The following is a 20,645-nucleotide window of genomic DNA, read 5'->3' as shown; positions in this document are numbered from 1 at the left end:
CTCGCCGCGCGCAACCGCGCGGCGCTGGAGACAGTGGCAGCGCAAGCTGCCGCTGCTGGCGCAGTATGCGTCGTGGCGCCGTGCGATGTCACCGATCCAGAGCAGGTTGCCGCCACCGTGACGCTCGCTGCCGGCGGCGGACGGCTCGATGTGGTGGTACATAGCGTCGGCGGCGCGCTGGTGGCGCCGCTTGAGGCGATGAATCTCGCCAAATGGGAAGCACACCTCCGCGCGCAACTAACTAGTCTCTTTCTGGTGGCGCAGCAGGCCGTTGCGTATATGGATCGCGGCGGTCTGCTGATCAACATTGCCTCGGTCGCGGCTCGCCAAGCCTTTCCCGGCTGGTCGGCCTACGTCGCCGCCAAGCACGGCGCGCTCGGCTTTGCCGCTGCCATCCGCGAAGAGCTGCGCCCGCGCGGCATCAGGGTCTGTTCGGTGTTGCCCGCCGCGACCAACACTGCGATCTGGGATGACATTCCCGGCGAATGGTCACGGGCGAATATGCTGCAACCAAGTGATGTGGCTGCGACAATTGCGGCCATCGTTGCGTTGCCGCCCTACGTGACAGTTGAGGATGTGACGATCGGGCATGTGGCGGGGCGGTTGTAAACGCAGTTGGTGTAGCTACGAAGAAATGCAAAACGCCGTGGCGTGGCGTCTTTGCGGCGATGCAAACAGCGAACGACCCAACCGCCACTAACGCTTACGCTGCACTCACAGTGGTCACATCGCGGCTCAACGAGCGCAGCCGTCCGCGGATTTCGGCGAGGCCATCGCTGAATTGGGCCGTCATTTCGTGTTTCCGGCGGATGGCCCCAGCAACATCACCTGCCGCCACCAAGCCATTGATGGCCTCGAAGGCGTCATTGAGTTGATCGAAGACGATGCGCAGCGTGTCGATCAACCCAGCGCGTGTGGCGATGTGTTGTTGCAGCAGCGCATTGAGCTGGGCATGCTCAGATGACGCGAGCGCACCCGCCAGTTGGGTCAACGCCGTGCTCGCCACCTTGATCATGCGGCGCAACAATGCCTCTTCGCCGGCCCACGTTTCGCGGTCGTAGAGGTCTTTGAAATCGTTGTAGACGGTATCAAATTCATCACTAAAGCGGGCCGGATCGTTGGGCAACCGGCGCAAGCGGCTGCCATACTCGGCCAGCACACTGTAGCGCGCCTCCCATTCGTGCAGCAGCGCTTCCAATTCGTCGATCAAGGCCGTGCCCGCCGCTTGCCGCCGTGCGATTGCCAACATCTGGCCGGCAGCCTCCGGCAGCGCCATCCCGGCTTGCAACGTCTGGGCAAGCGGGAAGGCAAGGCCGTGCAATCGACGGTACAGCTCAACAGTGTCGCTGCGCCCCAATCCCAGCGTTCACTGACCATCGCCCGCGCCTCATTGAGAGCAAGATCGGCTTGGCCGTGGGCAAACAACCGCTCGCAGAAGCGCGCCATCAGGATGCGCGCCGTCGTGACTTGCAACCGTTCGCGCATAGCCAGCACCAGCGGCACGCCAGCCTCAACCAACGCCTGCGCCAGTGGGCCAAAGGAATCGAAGGCTGCGCGAGCGGCGCTCTCGCACGCAGCCAGCACGATCAGTCGCGGCGGCGAAGCCAGCGCAGATACAGCTTGAACTAGTCGCGCCGTCGTCACCGGATCGACCTTGCCGTCATCGTCTTCGAGGTAGAGCACCGCACCCGCCGGCGTCACTCTGCCGTGACACAGGAGGTACGCCACATCAGCTTCCGCCCACGCTGCGGTGAGAGCAGCTAACACCGGCGATTGCGCGCCGCTGATAAACGCGGTTTCGGCACATTCAGGGCGATCGAAGAGTGACTGAGCGGCAGCTATCTCGGCCTGATCGATCGGATCAAGCCCAAACGCCGGCAGGTCTGGCGGTGAAGCAGCGCCAAACACGACCCGCAACGGCGGCGGTCAGATGGTTGCGGCCCGCCCCAGTGTTGCACTGGGATGAGGCGCGCAAACGGTGTATCACCCGGCAATGCCAGTGGTTGCCACTAAGCGCCGACCGGCCCATAGAGCCGTTCCCATGCTATCTCGGCCAATGCCGCCGGCGCCGGATCAAGATCGAGCCGCACGCGCAGCAATTGCCCGCTGGCGCGCACCACCGCCAATGCTTCACCGACAAATTGGGCCAGCGTTGGATCGGCAAAGAGACTCTGGCCTAAGGCCGACCCATACGCATCAGGATCGGGGAGCGCCAGCAACGCGGTTTGATCTAGCCGGGCCAACCCACTGACCCGCGGGCCATCAACGATCTCTAATTCGAGGCATACTCAGCCAGCGCTGCGCCGCCGCGCACCCGGATCAGCAATGTCTCTTGCGCGCCACGCGCACCGGTTAATAGTATGATGTTGCTCCGCTTCTTAGGGATTAGTGGGCAATACTGCGGCTGCCGCCTCTTGCAAGGCCGTTAAAGCATCAACACCGCCTTGCCGGTAGGCCAGCCAAGGCATCGCCGGTTTCGGTTGCGCTTGCACTTCAGCCAGCGCCTGCTGCCATTGGACCAACTCGGCAGCCAGCGCCTGCTGCCACGTCGCCGGATCGGCGCTGCGCAAACGGCGGCGCACCGCCATCAACGCCGCCAGCCGACCCTCATCGTACTTCACGCCGCCGGTTACGCGCCCATCGCGTTGCAACTGGCACCATGCGGCGCCGCCGGTGCTCGCCATCACTGCCTGCTCGGCGGCAGCCAATTGTTGTTCAAGGATTGCCATCAGCGATGCGGTCATGAGAACTGCTCCAAATAAGCGCGCAACCACGCCAGAGTATCAGCATTGGCATAGTGGCAGACCGCCGCACCATCATCGTAGGCGTCAATCAACCCAGCCTCGCGCAGCACACGCAGATGTTGGGAAATTGTGGACTGGGCATGCGGGCCATCGTCGGGCATATGCAGTAGGATCTGGTTGCCAATGCAGCCGGGGTTACGCATCACGTAGCGGATGATCTGCACGCGCGCGGGATGGCTGAGCGCCTTGCACAGCAGCGCCAATCGCCGGTCGTCTTGCTCAAGGGCAGGTTGGTGCGCCGTGGCCATCGTTGGCCTCCTTTCCGCGTGTGTTTTACTGTACGACGGCGCAGGGGCGATTGTCAAGAGGGGAATATGTTTTATAGCCCTACCGGCATGAAAGGCACCGCCACTGCCCGTCTCCAGCAACCATGCGAGCGTGAACCAACGCGACCCTCAGCAGAAACAAAATCCGGCCCCGCTCCCCAATGCATTATTCAAGGGTGGACAAAATATCTGAACCGGAACCCGGCCCTGAAGGGCCGGGCTAGGGGTACGAAGCCCGCTGCGCGGGCTGATGGCCCTTACCCGCAGCCCCTCTCCCACGAACGCGGGAGAGGGGAACACAGCACCGGGCTGTAAGGCATCAAACAGCGATCAACGGTTGCACTTGACCAAATATTCTACCCTCCTCTCAACCACACATGGCAAGCAGGCCCGCGGTGCAGGGCAGATCACCATTGGAGCAGCGGGATGAAGACCTGCAACGACGACGGCCCAGTTTCAAAAACCAAAATCGCCATACATAAACGCGAGGGTTATACACCCTCGCGTTACCAGATTGCACAATCGTGAGTCGATGAGGTGCCGGCGCTGGTGGCGCAAGTCGAGTTACACACCCTCGCGTTGCCCGACTGCACAATCGGAACCGGTTACATTCAGCTCGCCGCCCCCCGGATCGCATCAATCGCCTGCTGGATCGCCAACCCATCAGCAAACGTTGCCGCCGGCGCCATCGCTTCGCGCTGGCCGGCCAACGCTGCGCGCAAAGCGTAGCCAAGATAGACGGTGCCATGGGGAAATTCGCCGCTCAGCGCCGCCGGCAGCTCAACCGTGTGCGACGGGGTGACATCGTGGAACGTGTCATCGCTGCTGATGAACAATTTCCCGCCGCTGAAGCGCAGCGTACCAGCGCTGCCATAGACCGTCACCGAGAGCGGCTCATTCGTGCGCGCCACGACCGTCGCCGTCAAGGTTGCTGCAGCTCCATTCGCAAACCGCAGCGTCGCCGCGGTATAGTCATCGCTCGTCACCGGGTGCAGCACGCCGGCAGCGTCAGGCCGCTGCGCGATAAAGGTCTGCACCAACCCCTGCGCCTGCGTCACCTCAGCGGCTAGGATGAACCGCAACAGATCAATCTGGTGCGAGCCAATCGCCCCCAACACGCCACCGCCGGCAGCGCGATCGCTCCACCAATCCCACTGTCGCTGCGGATCGGCCCGGCTACTGGCAATGAATCGCACCTCAGCGGCGCGCACCTCGCCGATGTCGCCAGCAGCGACGCGCTCCCGCGCCGCCTGTACTGCCGGCAAGAAGCGCAGTTCGTGGTCGATCAGGGCCAGTTGGGCGGGGTGAGTCTGCGCCGCAGCCAGCATCGCCTCCGCCTCGGCTGCGTTCAACGCGGTTGGCTTCTCGCAGAGCACGTGCTTGCCGGCGGCCAATGCCGCTTCCGCCATTTCACGGTGCAAATAGGGCGGCGTGACAATGCTCACCACCTGCACCTCAGGCCGTTCCAACACCTCACGCCAACGGGCAGTCGCAAACGGAACTTCCAACTCTTGCGCGATCTGCGCTGTCTTGGCCGGATTGCTGCCGGCTAGCGCGGTCACTGCCAACCCGGCGGCGCGAAACGCGGGCGCCTGCACCCGCGCTCCCCAACCGGTGCCAATAATCCCGATCATGGTTTACTCCAATCCAGAAAGAGGCAGAGCGAGCAAAGGCACAGAGGATGATTAAACGCAAAGTGGTTGGGGAGGGTCACATAAGCGCGCTTTTGCCCAACCCAACAGATCTTTGCGGCTTTGCGTTAACAATCTTGGCGCCCTTTGCAAACGCAAAGGGGCAAAGCACGCAGAGGTCGCAAAGGTGTTGGATAGGGTCGTATGAGCGTGCTTTTGCCTGACCCACAACATCTTCGCGCTCTTTGCGTCTTTGCTCCCTTTGCGGCTCTAATACTTCGGCACTGACGGATCGACCTCGTCGGCCCAGCGGAGAATGCCTCCAACCAGATTCTTCACCTTGCGGAACCCCACGCTCTTGAGCAATTCAACCGCGCGGCCACTGCGCGCGCCACTGCGGCAGTAGACAACCATCTCGCGCGCCGAGTCGAGTTCGTTGATCCGTTCGGGCAACTGATCGATCGGGATCAGCTTGTCGGTGCCGGGGATCGAGGCAATCGCCACCTCATAAGGGTTACGGACATCGAGCAAGAAGGGGCGGTCGGGCCGCTCCAGCCATTCCGCCAGTTCGCGGGGCGTAATCTCAAATTGGTTCGACAACGTAGGCTCCTCTACAAGACCACAAAACTGCTCATAGTCGATCAGCTCAGTGATCGTTGGATGATCACCGCAGACCGGGCATGACGGGTTGCGGCGCAGCTTGAGCTCGCGGAAGCGCATCGCCAGCGCATCGTAGAGCAACAGACGGCCAATCAACGGCTCGCCGATGCCTGTGAGCAATTTTATCACTTCTGTGGCTTGAATGGTACCGATCACGCCGGGCAGCACCCCTAACACGCCACCCTCGGCGCAGCTCGGCACCAACCCCGGCGGCGGCGGTTCGGGGTAGAGGCAGCGGTAGCACGGCCCGCCATCCCGCGCCGAAAAGACTGTGGCTTGCCCTTCAAAGCGGAAGATGCTGCCGTAGACGTTCGGCTTGCCCAGCAGCACGCAGGCGTCGTTGGTCAGATAGCGCGTGGGGAAATTGTCGGTGCCGTCAACGATGACATCATACGGCTGCATCAGTTCCAGTGCGTTCTGCGAGGTGATCTGGGTTTCGTAGGTAGTGATTTCGATATACGGATTAAGATCCTGCAACCGGCGCTTGGCCGACTCGGTTTTGGCGACGCCAACCGTACTGGTGCCATGGATGATCTGGCGCTGCAGGTTCGAGGCGTCAACCACATCAAAATCAACCAACCCGATATGGCCGACCCCCGCCGCCGCCAGATAGAGCGCCAGCGGCGAACCCAACCCGCCGGCGCCAATCAGCAGCACGCTGCCCTGCTTGAGCCGGCGCTGCCCGGCCATACCCACTTCAGGCATAATCAGGTGGCGCGAATACCGGGCAATCTCTTCGTTCGAAAGAGTCACCTCGCTCATAGCCGTCCTCCACCGGCGATTGCCGGGATAATGCTGACTGTATCGCCATCGCGCAATAGGGTTGCTTCCCCGTCAAGATAGCGAATATCCTCATCGCCAACGTAAAGATTGACAAAGCTGCGCAGCCGGCCCTGATCGTCGAGCAGATGGCGACCTAACGCTGGGTAGAGTTCAACCAACCCGCGAATCAGGTTGCCGACATCACTGGCCTCAAGGCTGACGCTCGCATTGCCGCCGGAATACTGGCGCAGCGCCGTTGGGATCGTTACCGTTACCGCCATAGATGAAGCTCCTTTATCTTCAAACTCTGCCGAGTGCTATGACATTGCTTATTCAACCGGCGCGATCTGCACGTCCTCTGCAATAAAGCGCATCCCTTCATTCACCAACAGCCACGATGTCAGTTCAGCAGCCACGCCATTGCGAATTGCCTGAATCACAAACGAAAAGCCTGAACCACCAATTGCCTGCGCACCGATGCGATCGCGTTCTGACGGGATCGGATCGGCGTCAGGATGCGAGTGATAGCAGCCGATAATCTCGTAGCCGGCGGCGCGAGCAGCTCGTTCGGCGCGCAGATAATCGCGAGGGTCGAGATAGAACCGGTCGCGCCGCGAGGTAGGATCATCGGTTGGCGCTAGTTGCACTTGCCCGCTCCAGCGATTTTCGAGCGTCACCACCTGTAAAACCGTCTTCTGCTCGCCGTTGAGCGTTCCCACCAGCAAACCAACGCATTCGTCAGGATAGGTCGCTTCGGCATGGGCGACAATGGCCGCCACTGCCTTCGCCGGCAATATCAGGGTCATAACCACCTTGCTCGTGTTGTAGCCTGTATCCGATCAGTATGCGTATATCTTTACGCCGTCCCCGCTTATCACTGCGAGCCGCGCGGAGGGGCAGCGCGGTGCTCTGCCCTTGTGCGGCGAAGCAATCTCCTCCGCGCACAGGAAAACCGCTCAGCCAGTCCTTCCGCTGAAGCGGGAGATTGCTTCGGGTGCTTCGCGCCCTCGCAATGACAGGAGGGCTGCGCCCCCTCGCAATGTTGCACATCAAATCCCAGCCCCCTCCGCGAACCCCGGCTCTTCCCAAAACCGTTCGCTGAGATACCGATTGGCGCTATCGCACAGGATGGTTGCCACCACCCCTTGCCCCGCCTCACGGGCCACCCGCGCTGCTGCGACCACATTGGCCGCCGCCGAGATACCAACTAACAACCCGGCCCGCCGCGCCAGCCAGCGCGCCATTGCAAACGCCTCTTCGCTCCGCACTTCGAGAATGGCATCGGCTTGGTCGGGCCGGTAGATCGCTGGCACAAACTTGGTCGAAGCCATGTGCTTCACGCCTTCGAGGGCATGGTACGGGCTGTCAGGCTGCACGGCAATCATCCGGATCGCCGGATTGTATTCACGCAGACGGCGGCTCGTTCCCATAAAGGTGCCGCTCGTGCCTAATGCGGCCACAAAATGGGTGATGCGGCCATCGGTCTGTTGCCAGATCTCAGGCCCAGTTGTCTCGTAATGGGCTTGCGGGTTAGCCGGGTTGCTGTATTGGTCGGGGTAAAAGTAGCGATCAGGATGCTCGGCTACCAACGATCGAATCGCCGCAATCGCCGCATCCATGCCCTCCGCCGCATCAGTGAGGATCAGCTCGGCGCCGAGCGCGCGCAAAATCCGCCGCCGCTCAAGGCTGGCGTTGGCCGGCATCGCAAGCGTCACCCCGTACCCCAAGACGGCGCCAATCGTGGCATACGCAATGCCGGTATTGCCGCTCGTCGCATCGGCAATCCGCATCCCCGGACGCAACAAGCCACGTCGCTCACCATCCCGGATCATCCAGAGCGCGGGCCGATCTTTTACCGAACCGCCGAGGTTGTACCATTCCGCTTTGCCGTACAATTCGACTCCCGCCGGCAGATCAAGCGCGCGGTGCAACGGCAGTAACGGTGTATGGCCGATCAGATCAAGGAGTTCTGTCATAAGGTTGGCTCGCTCTCGCCTTCGCCGTTGGGGCAAGGTTATCTGTACCCAATCCGTCCGGCATTGGCCAGCACCGCGCTCGTTGCGGCATGCAGCAGTGTTACTGCCGCATGCCATCACGGGCCACCATTCCTTCACCTATCCGCCGGACGGTCAACGAGCCGGGCCGCCGCCTTAAGCGCTCTGAATACCAGCGCTGCGCAACGGGGCCGCGCTTGCATAATCTCAGCGCCGACAATGTTCAGCGCTGCCGCTTCATCGAGCGCCAGCAAATCGGCGATGGTCGCCCCTTGCAATTGTTCAATCACGATCGAGGCTGTCCCCATACTGACACTGCACCCTTGACCGGTAAATTGCAGCGCCTCAAGGTTACCGTCCGGCGTAGCGCGCAGATAGACGGTGAGCGTATCACTGCACTCAGGCACGCCAATGGTGTACGTTACCGCGTCGGCCAGCTCGCCGTAGTGGCGTGGCCGCCGGTAGTGGTCGAGCAAGCAATCAATGATGTCTAAGTTTGTCATAGGCGTCAACGAAGGCTTGTGTAACGGGAACGAATAAACGACTGGCTAGAACATTATAAAAGTATTTGTTCCGCCCTTTATCCATGCGTTTATTCGTTCCCCCGCTCGTTGACGACGCTAAATATTCTTTTCAATCGGCAGACCGACACTATTGCCCCACTCCGTCCAGCTCCCATCGTAGTTGCGCACCTGCGGATAGCCAAGCAAGTAGGTCAACACAAACCACGTATGGCTGCTGCGCTCACCGATCCGGCAGTAGGCGATCACCTCCTTGTCGGGGGTAATCCCTTGCGAGGCATACAGCTCGCGCAGCTCATCAGGACTCTTGAACGTGCTATCTTCGTTCACCGCCTTCGCCCACGGAATGTTGACCGCAGTCGGGATGTGGCCGCCGCGCAGCGTACCCTCTTGCGGGTAATCAGGCATGTGGGTGCGCTCGCCGGTATACTCCTGCGGACTACGCACATCGACCAGCGCCCCCTTGCGCTGGCGGACAAACTCCAGCACCTGATCGCGGAAGGCGCGGATGCGGGAGTCATCACGCGGCGGGGCAACGTAGTCGCCGGGTGGATACGACGGCACCTCGCGGGTAAGCGGGCGGCCTTCGGCGATCCACTTCGCCCGCCCGCCGTTCATAATCCGCACGTCGCGGTGGCCGAACAGCTTGAAGACCCAGAACGCATACGTCGCCCACCAATTATGCTTGTCGCCATAAAGCACGACGGTGGTGTCGTTGCTGATCCCTTTGGCGCGCATCAGCGCCGCAAACCGCTCAGAATCGAGATAGTCGCGCACCACCGGATCATTCAGGTCTTGCACCCAGTCAATCTTGACCGCGCCGGGAATGTGGCCGGTCTCGTACAACAGCAAGTCCTCATCGCTTTCTACGATGCGGACGGTAGGATCGTGCAGGTGATCGGCAACCCACTGGGTTTCGACCAGCGCTTCAGGATGGGCATAACCGCTCATAGCAACCTCCGCTTAGCCAGCAGCAGCTTCTTGATACTGCCATTGTAGCGCGTTTCTTCCCATTAGTCAAGTTCTTACGCTGAAAACTCAACAAATATTCGGCCATCGCGTACTTCACTGCGATAGGTCGCCACCGGCATAAATGCCGGCAGCGTGCGCGGCTTGCCGGTACGCAGATCGAATAACGAACCGTGCATTGGGCACTCGACGCACAACTCGTCGAGATCAACATCGCCTTCGCTCAGCGAAGCTTCATCGTGCGAACAGCGGTCATCAATCGCGTAGACTTCACCTTCCGCCACCCGAAACACCGCAATCCGGCGGCCCGCAATCGTAAACGCGCGCCCGCCACCCACCGGCACCTCGTTGACATCGCACACGTCAATCATGATTTGCTCCTCGATATGTACGGGCAGAGCGGCGCTCTGCCCCTGCTCCGCCCAATAACAGAGCGCCCCCAATACATGGGAGCGCTCGTCTCTCTCACCCCTACGCCATGCTCTTAGCCGACCGACCCTTCCATCTCAAGCTGGATCAGGCGGTTCAACTCGACCGCATACTCCATTGGCAGCTCGCGGGTGAACGGCTCCATGAAACCGAGCACGATCATCGAGAGTGCGTCCGACTCGGAAATGCCACGGCTCATCAAGTAGAAGAGCTGCTCGGCGCCGATGCGGCCAACGGTGGCCTCGTGGGCCAGCGTGCAGCGATCCTCTTCGATCTCGATGTACGGGATCGTGTCCGAGGCCGACTTCTCATCGAGGATCAGCGCGTCGCAGTTGACGTTGATCTTGGCGCCATACGCCCCCGGCGCGACTTTAGCCAAACCGCGGTAGGTGGTCTTGCCACCGTCTTTGCTTACCGACTTGTTGGTGATGCGCGAAGTCGTTTCCGGCGCGAGATGCACCATCTTGGCGCCGGCGTCTTGGTGCTGACCGCGACCGGCATACGCCACCGAGAGCACCTCGCCACGCGCCTTTCGGCCCATCAGGTAGACCGACGGGTACTTCATGGTCAACTTCGAGCCGATATTGCCGTCCACCCACTCCATACTGGCCTCTTCGTAAGCCACTGCCCGCTTGGTGACGAGATTGAAGATATTGTTGGCCCAGTTCTGGATGGTGGTATAGCGGAACTTGCCGCCCTTCTTGACGATCACCTCGACCACCGCCGAGTGGAGCGAGTTGGTGCTGTAGATCGGCGCAGTACAACCCTCGATGTAGTGCGCTTCGGCCCCTTCGTCAATGATGATCAGCGTGCGCTCGAACTGGCCCATGCGCTCGGCGTTGATGCGGAAGTAGGCTTGCAGCGGAATATCGACCTTGACCCCCTTCGGCACATAGACGAACGAGCCGCCCGACCAGACTGCGGTGTTGAGCGCGGCGTACTTGTTATCAGCCGCCGGCACGATGGTACCGAAGTACTCCTTGAAGAACTCAGGGTACTCTTTCAGCGCGGTGTCGGTATCGAGAAAGATCACGCCTTGCTTAGCCCACTCTTCGCGCAGCGAGTGGTAGACGACTTCCGACTCATACTGCGCACCAACGCCGGCGAGAAACTTGCGCTCGGCTTCAGGAATGCCTAGCCGCTCAAAAGTATTCTTGATCTCCGGCGGCACCGCATCCCAGTCGGTCTGCGGACGCTCATTGGCGCGCACGAAGTAGTGAATGTCATCGTAATTCAGCTCGGCCAGCTCTTGGTTGGCCCACGTGCCCACCAGCGGCGTCGGCTTCTTGTTGAAAATCTCGAGCGCGCGCAGCCGCCGCCTCAACATCCACTCCGGCTCGCCCTTCATGCCGGAAAGTTCGCGCACAATGCGCTCGTTCAAGCCTTTGGGCGCTTTATAGACATAGCGCTCTTCCTGCCGGAAGCCATAGCGCGAGTAGTCAAACTGCAAATTGACTGCCTCAGAAACCACAGTCGCTCTCCTTTGCTAGTATGATCGACGCCACTTATATCTCTTCATCCTCTTGACCCACCCCGTACAGGCCGGCTTTGAGCGCCTTGAGCGAAAGCAATGCGCACTTGAGCCGGGTCGGATTGTGGGCCAGCGGTATCCCGATGATCTCGAGCAAATCATCCTTACTAAACTGCTTGGCCTCGGCGACCGGTTTCCCCTTGATCGCCTCGGTGAGCAGTGAGGCGCTGGCTTGGCTGATCGCGCAGCCGCGCCCGGTGAACCGCACATCAGTGATCACATCGTCAGTGATAGCCAACTCAAGCCGGATCTGATCTCCGCAGAGTGGATTACGCTCTTCCCGCACGACGGTTGGCGCCGGCAGATGGCCGAAATTACGCGGATGACGGGCATGTTCGAGAATTTGTTCGCGATAGATGTCATCCATAGCCATAGCTCGCTGTCGTTCAGGCAAAGATCTGGTGCGCCTTCCGTAGCGCCGCCGCGAGCCGGTCGATCTCTTCGGGCAAGTTGTAGAGATAGAAACTCGCTCGCGTCGTCGCCGGCACCCCCAACACCCGGTGCAACGGCTGAGTGCAGTGATGACCAGCCCGCACCGCCACCCCCTCTCGGTCGAGGATAGCGGCCACATCGTGCGGATGCACCCCTTCGAGCGAGAAGCTCACCGCCCCCCCCCGATCCGGCCCTGCCGGCGGCCCATAGACGGTCAGACCCGGCACCTCGGCCAACCGCTCTAGCGCATACGCGGTCAGCTCCTGCTCGTGGTGGTGGATCGCTGCCAACCCCACCTCGCGCAGGTAATCAGCCGCTTCACCGAGCGCAATCGCTTCACCAATCGCCGGCGTGCCCGCCTCAAAGCGGGCCGGCACTGCGGCAAAGGTACTGTGATCCAGTTCCACTAGATCGATCATCGAGCCGCCGCCGAGGAAGGGAGGCATCGCATTGAGCAGCTCGCGCCGCCCCCACAACACACCGACGCCAGTCGGGCCGCACATCTTATGCCCGCTGAAGGCGAGAAAATCGATCCCCAACGCCTGCACATCCACCGGCATGTGCGGCACACTCTGGGCCGCATCGAGCAACACCCGCGCGCCAACCGCCCGCGCCCGCGCCACAATCGGCTCAACCGGATTGATGGTACCAAAGACGTTCGATTGGTGGGTGAAGGCAACCAGCTTCACCCGCTCGTCGAGCAGGCGGTCGAGATCATCAAGCACCAAGCGGCCCTGACCATCAAACGGCAGATAGACCAACTCGGCGCCGGTGCGCTGGGCCAACAACTGCCACGGCACGATGTTGGAATGGTGTTCCATCATCGTCAGCAGAATGCGATCGCCGGCCTGAACGTTGGCGCTGCCCCACGAGTAGGCCACCAGATTAATCGCCTCGGTGGTGTTGCGCACAAAGATCACTTCACGCTGGCTCGGCGCGTTGATTAGGCGGGCCAACTTGCCGCGCGCGCGCTCGTAAGCAAAGGTCGCATCCTCGCTCAGACGATAGACACCGCGGTGAACGTTGGCATTGTAGCGCCGGTAATAATCTTCCAGCGCCTCAATCACGCGCCGCGGCTTTTGCGACGAGGCTGCGCTATCAAGAAACGCCAGCGGCTTGCCATGCACCTCCTGATGGAGGATCGGAAAATCCCGCCGCAGCGTAATCACGTCAAATTGTGACAGTGTCGCCATAGCTCCACCTTATCTGCACGTTGGCCAGCGACCGGACGCCAGACGCACTGGCGAGGCGCTTCCCTCGCCCATCGCACGGCGAACTACCTAACAACGAACCCAGTGTAACAGGCTTGTTCCGCAGCCTGCGTGCGGTTTGAGCCCACGAGCCAGCAGAGCGGCGCTCAGTTGGGGGTGCGGCAGTGAGCCTGCCGCACGCCACCCGATTGCAATCAGATCTTAGCCGCAATCTCAGCCATCAACTCCGCCCGCAGCTCTTCCAGTGGCACCGTTTCCAATGCTGGCTCGAAGAAGCCCATCACGATCATCCGCTGTGCTTCGGCGCGCGGAATGCCGCGGGTCTGCATATAGAAGAGCTGCTCTTGATCGATGTCGCCGCTGGTCGAGGCATGCCCGCCCTTCAGCACATCGTTCGTGCTAATCATCAAGCCGGGGATGCTATCATTGCGCGCCTTGGGGCTAAGATGCAGGGCATGCTCTTCCAGCCGGGTGCTGGTCGCCGCCGACTCGTGCTCGATCTTGATCATGCCGTCGAACACGCTATAGGCGGTATCGTTGACCACCGTCTTAAACTGCATAAAGCTTTCGCAGTTGTGGCCAACGTGGCGCATCCACGGCGCAATCACCAGATGCTGCGTATCGGCGGCGAAGGTCGCCCCCAGCCAATTAAGGCGCGAACCGTTGCCAACCAGTGTGGTTTCGGCTTCGATATGCTGCACCTGCCCGCCCAGTTGAATCGACGTCCACTCAATATTCGCATCGCGGGCAAGGATTGCACGCTGGCCAGCCAGATGGTAGACCCCGCTGCCCCAATGCTGGATGCTGACAAACCGCACGCTAGCGCCATCACCGACGAAGAGTTCGGTGATCGGGCCAGCGAATGACCCAGCACGTAGATCAAGCGAGGTAAACTCCTCGATCAAGGTCACACTGGCGTGCGGCTCAACGATCACCAGCGTGCGCGGGAAGATCGCTGTACCGTCGGCAGCGAGCGTATAGATCAAGCGCAGCGGCGCCTCAATCGTCACGCCCTTGGGCACATAGAGCAATGCGCCATCTTGCCAGAGCGCCGCCCGCAGCGCGCTAAATTTATGCTTCAACGGCTCAACCGCCGTATCCATATACTTCTGAATCAGCGCCTCGTGGGTGTGTAGCGCCGCCGCCAGCGTCGTAAAGACGACGCCTTGCGCCGCCAAGGCTGGATCCCACTGGATTGCGGTGGCATGCGCGCCGTCAGACGGGACAATCGTGGTCGGATCGAGCTTGCTCAGATCGGTGCGCCGCCACTCCGGCGGGTTCATCTGGGCAAACGCAGTCCACGCCTCGCGCCGCCGCTCGGTAAGCCATGCCGGTTCGCCGGCTGACTGCGAACGAGCCACGACCATCTCGGCGCTCATCTCATTCAGGGTTGGCAATGTCGTTGTCATGCGCATCTCCCTTACGCCGCACCGGTCAGCTCCTCGCGGAGCCAGTCGTAACCCTTCTCCTCCAGCTCAAGCGCCAATTCGGGGCCGCCTTCGCGCACGATGCGGCCATCCATCATCACCGACACGACATCGGGCTTGATGTAGTTAAGCAGGCGCTGGTAGTGAGTAATCACCAACACCCCCATATCGGGGCCGGCCAAGCGATTGACGCCATTGGCCACAATCCGCAACGCATCAATATCAAGCCCCGAGTCGGTCTCATCGAGCACCGCCATCGACGGCTTGAGCAACATCATCTGCAAAATCTCCAGCCGCTTCTTCTCGCCGCCGCTGAAGCCATCGTTGAGGTACCGGCGGATAAAGCTCTCGTCCATATCGAGCACATTGAGGCCTTCGCGCAGCAGCTTACGGAACTCGGCGGCCGGAAGCGCCGTCTCCTTCGGATCCTTACCCTCTTCGGCGCGGTGGGCATTGATCGCCGAGCGCAAGAAATTCGCCACCGTCACCCCCGGCACCGCCACCGGATACTGGAAGGCGAGGAAGACGCCGAGCCGGCTGCGCTCATCCGGCTCAAGTTCAAGCAGATTGTGGCCCTTATACCAAATCTCGCCACCAGTCACTTCATACGACGGATGGCCGGCAATGATATACGACAAGGTGCTCTTGCCGCTGCCGTTCGGTCCCATAATCGCATGAATGGTGCCTTGCCGCACCGTCAGATTGACGCCGCGCAGAATCTCTTTGTCACCGATCCGTGCATAAAGATCTTTGATGATCAGATCGTTGCTCATGTGCTCCTCATCAAACAATCAAAACAGACCAACACCTAAGCCTTCGCATCAGAATCAGCAACCGATGGCGCTACCGTGAGCGGAATATCGTTTGGGCGCAAGACGAAACGGCAATTATGCGCCCCCGCCCGGATGGTATCTTCGAGCACGAGCTTTTCGCCGAGCACGTACTCGATCATGCGTCGCTCCATCGAGCAAACTTCTGGATGATCGGCCGCGACATCGTAGAACGGGCAGGCGAACAGGCGCAACACGTCACCTTCGGGATCAATCTCAGCCGGCACGCCGCGCTGTTCCAGCAACGCGCGCAACTCGTTGAGGCGCGCCGCCACATCGCTGCCGGCCATCCGGTCGGCATACTCGCTCGCCAGCCGCTGGCTGACCCGGTCGAGCAATTGCTCAACCTTCCCCTCGCCTTCCAGCTCGATCAGCTCGCGCAGGAGACTGCTGATCAAGCGATCGTACTGCTTGGGGAACGACTTTTGCGCCTTTTCAGACAGGGAATAGACTAACCGCGGACGGCCCGGCCCATTGCGCTCGCTCGTCACTTCAACCATGTCTTCGGCTTGCAGATGCACGAGGTGATCGCGCACTGCCGTCGTGCTGACGCCGAGCAGATCGGCCAGCTCTTTGACGGTAGCCCGCGCATGGCGCTGTAAGTAGCGCAAGATGATGCCGGCTGGACTATCGGACGGATAGCGTGAGATTTCCATAGTCGCACTACTCCGAACTACTATGGTGTAGTCTACCAGCATTTCAAGCTATTGTCAATAAAAAAGCCAAAAACTTTTTTAATTCCGGCAGTACCGCTCACCGAGGAATGCCCCTTGCAGGAAGTGTAATTTTGTAATTGACATTACGCGAAATCAGTACTACACTGCTCATGTGCCCGGCAGATCGGGGCATAGCAGCAGCGACGGGGGCCGGCGCCACGGCCGCCCGCCGCGTAACACCAAAAGGAGCATGGTATGCGTTGGGAGTACAAAGTCGTGTTTGTCGAGGCGTGGCAGCGCGTCTCGGTCGAGGGGCAAGAGAGCTATCCCGAAGCGGGTGAGCGCAATACCGGCTTCGCCCGTCGCTTTCTCAACGGGTTAGGCGCTGAAGGGTGGGAAGTGTGCGGGGTGCAAGCGGTGATGCCGGGCCGCAGTTATCTCTTGCTCAAGCGCCCCTTAGCTGATGGAGCCGAACCCGACCTCTCGGTATCGCGCCGGCCCAACCCGAACGCGCCGTAAACAGACGCAGAGGAATTTTAACGCAAAGGCGCTAAGACGCAAAGGTTTTTAGATGTTCAGATATGGCTGCCAGCACACTCAAAAATCCCCACAAAAAACCCTCTGTGCCCTTCGCGTTCTCTGCGTCTTTGCGTTAGTCAGCCCTCACGTCCTCTGCGTCTTTGCGTTGACCAGCTCGGCCTTTGCGCTCCCTACCTTCCATCACGCGGATCGCGGCGCGGCGTGGCCCGCGGGCCGCGGGTGGTAAAGATTCCGCCTTCGGCGGCGTTGCTCCGCTCGTGGGTCAGGCTAATGCTCGGCGGTTGCGGGCCATCGCTCTGGCCAACCGCCAACCGCTGCAACTCGTGCTGGCGCAACTCCTCGGCCCGCTCGATCAATTCCGGCGCTTCGCCGTAGTAGAATTGCAACGCTTGGCCGTGCTGATCGACCCCTGTGTAGCGCAATTCAATCATGCTGCTGGGAGGAATACCACCCGACGCCAGCAAATCGGCCAGCGGCGCTTCGATATCTTTCAGAATGCGCTGGCGCAACGGCCGCGCGCCAAACCGCGAGTCAAACCCTTTGGAGAGCAAGTACTCTTTGGCGGCTGGCGTGACGCACAATTGCACCGCGTACCGCAAATATTGCTGATTGCACTCGGCAATCATGCGATCAAACACTTGGCTGAGCGTTTCCGCCGAGAGCGGGCGGAAAGCGATGATTTCATCAAGCCGGTTGATCCACTCTGGCTGAAACACCTTCTGCAAGGCTTCAAACCCGATCTGGTAAATCTCGCGCCCAGTCGCTTCCACATCTTTATGCGGCGTGCGGAACCCGATCGTGCGCCGGTCGAGAAAATCGACCATCTCTTTCGCGCCGACATTGGTGGTGAAAATCACGATACTGTTCTGAAAACTCACCCGCCTCCCGCCATTGAGCAAGAGAATCTCGCCGTCTTCCATCACCTGCAGAAGCAGATTCCACAATTCGGGTTGGCCCTTCTCAATCTCATCGAACAGCACAACGCTATTCTCTTGCTCGATAATATCGGGATTCAGCAGCGGCTTTTGGTCGCGCCCGACATAGCTCGGCGGCGCGCCCACCAAGGCGCTCACTTCGTGGCCTTGGCTAAACAGCGAGCAGTCGATTTTGAGAAAGGCGCTGCCATCGGGCCGGAGCAGCTCGGCCAACGCGCGCGCAGTGGCAGTCTTGCCAACGCCGGTAGGGCCGAGGAAGAGGAGGGTCGCGCGCGGACGGCGCGTATTGCCGGCAGAAAAGCCAAATCGCGACCGGTTGAGCACCCGAATCACACTCTCGATCGCCCGCTCTTGGCCAAAGATCTGTTCGCGCAACCGGCGCTCGACCAAATCGAGCGGGTTTTTGTCACCGCGCACCGCTAACTTCATCTGACCTTCGTTCGCCATAATGCCTCCCCTGCCAGCCACCGGCAACTATCCTGTCATTGCCTCAGCGCCGGGTGAAGCGCCACTATGCTACGTCATAATGTGGAGATGTGCGCCTTGCCACCCGCCCCTCATTTATTAGGATGTTTCAGCCTTTGTTGTACCACTGCCAGATAGCCTGTACACATTGGTTAAGAAAACTGTCATCAACGTAACCAAGCCAACGCGGTGGTTACGACCATAATCGAGTAAAACAGCAGCGCCAATGGAAAGCCGCCGATCAAGATGACAAAGCCGATATAGGGCAACGAGCCGCACGCATACGCGACACTAACCACGATCATGAGCATCCGCCCGCGCTTGCGCCCGGTGGCCCAATCTACCAACCGCGACAAGGCATTGCCGGTCATTGGCCCCAGCAGGAAGGCGACAATGAAGCCAAAGAAGCCAGCCCAACCAATCACCACGCCGGCTACTAAGGTCACAATGAGCGCATACACGAGCGCAACCACCCCAGCCACCAACAACTGCGCCGGCCCGACTTGATAATTGACTGGCGTCCGTTCGCGCGCGCATTCGGGGCAGATCTGGCCGACCGGCGTCGCCCGCGCGCATTCAGGACAGATCGGGCGACCGCAACTAATGCAGCGCAACCCGGTTTCGCGCTGCGGATGGCGGTAGCAGACCAAGGTCTCGGTAGCCGGCTCAACCGGCGCCGGCGGCGCTTCCACTGCCACTGCCGGCTCTTCGCGCTCGCGCACCTGCACCCCCGTCGGCGCGAGCAACTCACCGGCGGCCAACCGCGCCTCAACCTGCGCCAGCGTCGCGCGCGCTTCGCTGTTGTCAGGTTCCACTTCTAAGGCGCGCCGCAGATATTCGCGCTTGTCGCGGTAGGGACGCACCGCCGCCGCCATGCCGAGCAGCGCATCGACGTAATGCGGATCTATTTCCAGCGCCTCACGAAACCGCAGGCGCGCCGTCACCGTATCGCCGGCAATCAATGCTGCTCTGCCGGCAGCAGTTAATTCGGCGGCTGTGATCGTTGACTCAGCCATGTTGCCTCCGCAAGACCAACCTATTAGGAGGGACACCTGTCCGGCCACTTTATCGATTGGGCGCTGGATCGGTGCGCAGCGTAGATGCGGCGTCACAGACCACGAGAGCGACCGCTGCGGCATTCCCAAAGGCAATACCGGTTGTCATCGCGCTCAAACCAGCAGCAACTACGAACCGAACTGCCTACGGCCAGCAATTGCCGGCAGATGCCCCTATACCAAGCATCCTTATTTATTCCTTTATCCCGCCTCTCTTTGCGGTGATCATGAACATTGTACCGCGTTCGGCTAACGAGCGCCGCGCAACGCGGCAAAGAGGCGCTCATACTCTTCAACTGTGCGCTCGGTGCTAAACAAGGCTGCCACTTCATCACGCGGGCGGATATAGGCGGCGCGATTGGCAATAATCTCGAGAATCGCATCGGCAAGCGCCGCCGCATCACCAATTGGCACCACCTTGCCCATGCCCGTCATGAGCGGCGGCTGGCGCACCCCCGGCAGGTTGCTGGCCACCGTCGGTGTACCGCACAACATCGCCTCGACCTGCACCAGCCCGAACGTTTCGGTGGAATTGAGCGACGGCACAACCAACACATCAAGGTTCGGGAAAAAGGTCGCCATCTCACGCGCATTCAACGTGCCGAGGAAGGTCCAGTGATCGCGAAACCGCTCGAACAGCGGCGCTAGCCGGAGGGCATACGCTTCTTCGCCTAGCACCTGCTCGTGCTGGCCGGCAAACAACACCCGCGCCGTCGGGTAGACGGCCAGAATGCGCGGCAACGCATCCAGCAGCACCTCTACCCCTTTCTCAGAGGCAAGCCGGGCCGCCATACCGATCACTGGACCCTGCAAGTTCCAACGCCGCCGGAAGGCAGCGATCTCGTCTGCCGACACCTCAGCCACCTCCACCGGCGGGGGGATGATCGTCACTTTGTTGCGCCACCGGCGCAGATAAGGCGAGTGATCGGCGAAGTCTTGGGTGTAAGCAACAATCCGGGTCGCCAACGCTGCCGCCGCCTGATTGGCCACATCCACGACCCGGTTGGCCACCCGGTTGAGCCACCCCGGCGGCAGTTTCAGATCGCTGTGGTAGGTCAGCACCACCGGCTGCTTCAACAACCTGCCGCGCACGGCCAACCCCGGCGCATCGAATTGCGGCAAATGCAGACTCATTGCGTCATGTTCGAGCGATAGGCGGGTGGCAAGCCAGCCGAATGTCGGCATAATCACGCCTTTGCTGATGCGCGCCAGCACCGGCGCGCGCACGATCCGCACGCCATCGCGAATCTCAAACGTTGGCAAACTCGGATCATACTGCGAAGTGAGCACCGTCACCTGATGCCCACGCCGGGCCAAGCCGCGCATCAACCGTTCGACATAGATGGTGAGACCGCTGGTATGAGGACGATAGTAGGTCAGAGTACAGAGAATACGCATACGACGCCACGAAATAAAGAACGAGAGGCGATCAACCTCTCGTCAGTAGATGCCTCTGGAGGCGACGGCGGGAATCGAACCCGCGAATGGCGGTTTTGCAGACCGCTGCATTACCACTTTGCTACGTCG

At 60.7% G+C, this 20,645-nt stretch carries 24 protein-coding genes; 2 read left to right on the top strand and 22 right to left on the bottom strand.

Features of this window, described 5'->3' with window-relative positions:
• Window positions 1–609, top strand: a 609-nt coding sequence (locus U9R81_RS18035) for an SDR family NAD(P)-dependent oxidoreductase (RefSeq protein ID WP_322496797.1), incomplete at its 5' end; no start/stop codon positions are given.
• A gap of 94 nt (window positions 610–703) precedes the next feature.
• Here the strand turns inward: U9R81_RS18035 and U9R81_RS18030 are convergent.
• The 19 genes from U9R81_RS18030 to U9R81_RS17940 all read right to left on the bottom strand — a co-directional run bounded on the left by U9R81_RS18030 (window position 704) and on the right by U9R81_RS17940 (window position 16,123).
• Window positions 704–1,249, bottom strand: coding sequence for a hypothetical protein (locus U9R81_RS18030; RefSeq protein ID WP_322496796.1), 546 nt, complete (start codon window positions 1,247–1,249; stop codon window positions 704–706).
• The gene (locus U9R81_RS18025; protein ID WP_322496799.1) at window positions 1,207–1,908 is read right to left on the bottom strand and encodes a CHAT domain-containing protein; all 702 of its coding nucleotides are present in this window, start codon (window positions 1,906–1,908) and stop codon (window positions 1,207–1,209) included. Before U9R81_RS18025 ends, U9R81_RS18030 begins: the two co-directional genes overlap by 43 nt.
• Before the next feature lie 101 nt (window positions 1,909–2,009).
• Window positions 2,010–2,243 (bottom strand): hypothetical protein, encoded by a 234-nt coding sequence (locus U9R81_RS18020; RefSeq protein ID WP_322496795.1) that lies wholly within the window; start codon window positions 2,241–2,243, stop codon window positions 2,010–2,012.
• A 135-nt stretch (window positions 2,244–2,378) separates the two neighbouring features.
• Window positions 2,379–2,744 carry a hypothetical protein gene (locus tag U9R81_RS18015; protein WP_322496794.1) on the bottom strand — a complete coding sequence of 122 codons (366 nt, stop codon included), beginning with the start codon at window positions 2,742–2,744 and terminating at the stop codon, window positions 2,379–2,381.
• A complete protein-coding gene (locus tag U9R81_RS18010; RefSeq protein ID WP_322496793.1) occupies window positions 2,741–3,052 on the bottom strand; it encodes an ArsR/SmtB family transcription factor in 312 nt (103 codons plus the stop codon). Before U9R81_RS18010 ends, U9R81_RS18015 begins: the two co-directional genes overlap by 4 nt.
• Before the next feature lie 629 nt (window positions 3,053–3,681).
• Window positions 3,682–4,704 carry a Gfo/Idh/MocA family oxidoreductase gene (locus tag U9R81_RS18005; RefSeq protein WP_322496792.1) on the bottom strand — a complete coding sequence of 341 codons (1,023 nt, stop codon included), beginning with the start codon at window positions 4,702–4,704 and terminating at the stop codon, window positions 3,682–3,684.
• 267 nt (window positions 4,705–4,971) lie between these two features.
• Window positions 4,972–6,123, bottom strand: a complete 1,152-nt coding sequence (gene moeB, locus U9R81_RS18000) for a molybdopterin-synthase adenylyltransferase MoeB (RefSeq protein WP_416180990.1) — start codon at window positions 6,121–6,123, stop codon at window positions 4,972–4,974.
• Window positions 6,120–6,404 (bottom strand): MoaD/ThiS family protein, encoded by a 285-nt coding sequence (locus tag U9R81_RS17995; protein ID WP_322496791.1) that lies wholly within the window; start codon window positions 6,402–6,404, stop codon window positions 6,120–6,122. Before U9R81_RS17995 ends, moeB begins: the two co-directional genes overlap by 4 nt.
• 48 nt (window positions 6,405–6,452) lie before the next feature.
• Window positions 6,453–6,929 (bottom strand): M67 family metallopeptidase, encoded by a 477-nt coding sequence (locus U9R81_RS17990; RefSeq protein ID WP_322496790.1) that lies wholly within the window; start codon window positions 6,927–6,929, stop codon window positions 6,453–6,455.
• A 243-nt stretch (window positions 6,930–7,172) separates the two neighbouring features.
• Window positions 7,173–8,099: a cysteine synthase family protein gene (locus U9R81_RS17985; RefSeq protein WP_322496789.1), complete on the bottom strand. Its 927-nt coding sequence runs from the start codon at window positions 8,097–8,099 to the stop codon at window positions 7,173–7,175.
• Window positions 8,100–8,233: 134 nt separating this feature from the next.
• Entirely contained in the window at window positions 8,234–8,620 is a 387-nt protein-coding gene (locus U9R81_RS17980; protein WP_322496788.1) for an iron-sulfur cluster assembly scaffold protein, read from the bottom strand.
• Between the two features lie 117 nt (window positions 8,621–8,737).
• On the bottom strand, window positions 8,738–9,589 hold the full coding sequence (locus tag U9R81_RS17975) for a sulfurtransferase (RefSeq protein WP_322496787.1): 852 nt from the start codon (window positions 9,587–9,589) through the stop codon (window positions 8,738–8,740).
• A 74-nt stretch (window positions 9,590–9,663) separates the two neighbouring features.
• On the bottom strand, window positions 9,664–9,978 hold the full coding sequence (locus U9R81_RS17970) for a non-heme iron oxygenase ferredoxin subunit (RefSeq protein WP_322496786.1): 315 nt from the start codon (window positions 9,976–9,978) through the stop codon (window positions 9,664–9,666).
• Window positions 9,979–10,091: 113 nt separating this feature from the next.
• Window positions 10,092–11,507, bottom strand: coding sequence for a Fe-S cluster assembly protein SufB (sufB, locus tag U9R81_RS17965; RefSeq protein ID WP_322496785.1), 1,416 nt, complete (start codon window positions 11,505–11,507; stop codon window positions 10,092–10,094).
• 34 nt (window positions 11,508–11,541) lie between these two features.
• A complete protein-coding gene (gene sufU / locus U9R81_RS17960) occupies window positions 11,542–11,934 on the bottom strand; it encodes a Fe-S cluster assembly sulfur transfer protein SufU (RefSeq protein ID WP_322496784.1) in 393 nt (130 codons plus the stop codon).
• 19 nt (window positions 11,935–11,953) lie between these two features.
• A complete protein-coding gene (locus U9R81_RS17955) occupies window positions 11,954–13,192 on the bottom strand; it encodes a cysteine desulfurase (protein ID WP_322496783.1) in 1,239 nt (412 codons plus the stop codon).
• A gap of 212 nt (window positions 13,193–13,404) precedes the next feature.
• A complete protein-coding gene (gene sufD / locus U9R81_RS17950; protein WP_322496782.1) occupies window positions 13,405–14,619 on the bottom strand; it encodes a Fe-S cluster assembly protein SufD in 1,215 nt (404 codons plus the stop codon).
• An 11-nt stretch (window positions 14,620–14,630) separates the two neighbouring features.
• Window positions 14,631–15,410, bottom strand: a complete 780-nt coding sequence (gene sufC / locus U9R81_RS17945; RefSeq protein ID WP_322496781.1) for a Fe-S cluster assembly ATPase SufC — start codon at window positions 15,408–15,410, stop codon at window positions 14,631–14,633.
• A gap of 35 nt (window positions 15,411–15,445) precedes the next feature.
• A complete protein-coding gene (locus tag U9R81_RS17940; protein WP_322488140.1) occupies window positions 15,446–16,123 on the bottom strand; it encodes a helix-turn-helix transcriptional regulator in 678 nt (225 codons plus the stop codon).
• 255 nt (window positions 16,124–16,378) lie between these two features.
• Between U9R81_RS17940 and U9R81_RS17935 the strand changes: the two genes are divergently transcribed.
• On the top strand, window positions 16,379–16,642 hold the full coding sequence (locus U9R81_RS17935; protein WP_322488139.1) for a hypothetical protein: 264 nt from the start codon (window positions 16,379–16,381) through the stop codon (window positions 16,640–16,642).
• 191 nt (window positions 16,643–16,833) lie between these two features.
• On the opposite strand, the gene U9R81_RS17930 is transcribed toward U9R81_RS17935, so the two are convergent.
• From U9R81_RS17930 to U9R81_RS17920, 3 genes are all read right to left on the bottom strand, one after another.
• Window positions 16,834–18,045, bottom strand: coding sequence for an AAA family ATPase (locus tag U9R81_RS17930; RefSeq protein ID WP_322496780.1), 1,212 nt, complete (start codon window positions 18,043–18,045; stop codon window positions 16,834–16,836).
• Between the two features lie 185 nt (window positions 18,046–18,230).
• Window positions 18,231–19,079 (bottom strand): hypothetical protein, encoded by an 849-nt coding sequence (locus tag U9R81_RS17925; protein WP_322496779.1) that lies wholly within the window; start codon window positions 19,077–19,079, stop codon window positions 18,231–18,233.
• 288 nt (window positions 19,080–19,367) lie between these two features.
• The gene (locus U9R81_RS17920) at window positions 19,368–20,516 is read right to left on the bottom strand and encodes a glycosyltransferase family 4 protein (protein WP_322496778.1); all 1,149 of its coding nucleotides are present in this window, start codon (window positions 20,514–20,516) and stop codon (window positions 19,368–19,370) included.
• Between the last annotated feature and the right edge of the window lie 129 nt (window positions 20,517–20,645).

This window comes from Chloroflexus sp. (genome assembly GCF_034435895.1).
Lineage (GTDB): Bacteria > Chloroflexota > Chloroflexia > Chloroflexales > Chloroflexaceae > Chloroflexus.
Note: the sequence above shows the minus strand (reverse complement) of the source record. Positions and strands in the feature narration are given on the sequence as shown.

Coding starts and splice junctions, on each gene's coding strand:
- U9R81_RS17925 (WP_322496779.1), bottom strand. CDS start 19,079: ATGGCTGAGTCAACGATCACAGCCGCCGAATTAACTGCTGCCGGCAGA.
- sufC (WP_322496781.1), bottom strand. CDS start 15,410: ATGAGCAACGATCTGATCATCAAAGATCTTTATGCACGGATCGGTGAC.
- sufD (WP_322496782.1), bottom strand. CDS start 14,619: ATGACAACGACATTGCCAACCCTGAATGAGATGAGCGCCGAGATGGTC.
- U9R81_RS17980 (WP_322496788.1), bottom strand. CDS start 8,620: ATGACAAACTTAGACATCATTGATTGCTTGCTCGACCACTACCGGCGG.
- sufU (WP_322496784.1), bottom strand. CDS start 11,934: ATGGATGACATCTATCGCGAACAAATTCTCGAACATGCCCGTCATCCG.
- U9R81_RS18030 (WP_322496796.1), bottom strand. CDS start 1,249: ATGTTGGCAATCGCACGGCGGCAAGCGGCGGGCACGGCCTTGATCGAC.
- U9R81_RS17940 (WP_322488140.1), bottom strand. CDS start 16,123: ATGGAAATCTCACGCTATCCGTCCGATAGTCCAGCCGGCATCATCTTG.
- U9R81_RS17990 (WP_322496790.1), bottom strand. CDS start 6,929: ATGACCCTGATATTGCCGGCGAAGGCAGTGGCGGCCATTGTCGCCCAT.
- U9R81_RS17985 (WP_322496789.1), bottom strand. CDS start 8,099: ATGACAGAACTCCTTGATCTGATCGGCCATACACCGTTACTGCCGTTG.
- U9R81_RS17930 (WP_322496780.1), bottom strand. CDS start 18,045: ATGGCGAACGAAGGTCAGATGAAGTTAGCGGTGCGCGGTGACAAAAAC.
- U9R81_RS17920 (WP_322496778.1), bottom strand. CDS start 20,516: ATGCGTATTCTCTGTACTCTGACCTACTATCGTCCTCATACCAGCGGT.
- U9R81_RS17975 (WP_322496787.1), bottom strand. CDS start 9,589: ATGAGCGGTTATGCCCATCCTGAAGCGCTGGTCGAAACCCAGTGGGTT.
- U9R81_RS17955 (WP_322496783.1), bottom strand. CDS start 13,192: ATGGCGACACTGTCACAATTTGACGTGATTACGCTGCGGCGGGATTTT.
- U9R81_RS17935 (WP_322488139.1), top strand. CDS start 16,379: ATGCGTTGGGAGTACAAAGTCGTGTTTGTCGAGGCGTGGCAGCGCGTC.
- U9R81_RS18015 (WP_322496794.1), bottom strand. CDS start 2,744: ATGACCGCATCGCTGATGGCAATCCTTGAACAACAATTGGCTGCCGCC.
- U9R81_RS18010 (WP_322496793.1), bottom strand. CDS start 3,052: ATGGCCACGGCGCACCAACCTGCCCTTGAGCAAGACGACCGGCGATTG.
- U9R81_RS17995 (WP_322496791.1), bottom strand. CDS start 6,404: ATGGCGGTAACGGTAACGATCCCAACGGCGCTGCGCCAGTATTCCGGC.
- U9R81_RS18005 (WP_322496792.1), bottom strand. CDS start 4,704: ATGATCGGGATTATTGGCACCGGTTGGGGAGCGCGGGTGCAGGCGCCC.
- moeB (WP_416180990.1), bottom strand. CDS start 6,123: ATGAGCGAGGTGACTCTTTCGAACGAAGAGATTGCCCGGTATTCGCGC.
- U9R81_RS17970 (WP_322496786.1), bottom strand. CDS start 9,978: ATGATTGACGTGTGCGATGTCAACGAGGTGCCGGTGGGTGGCGGGCGC.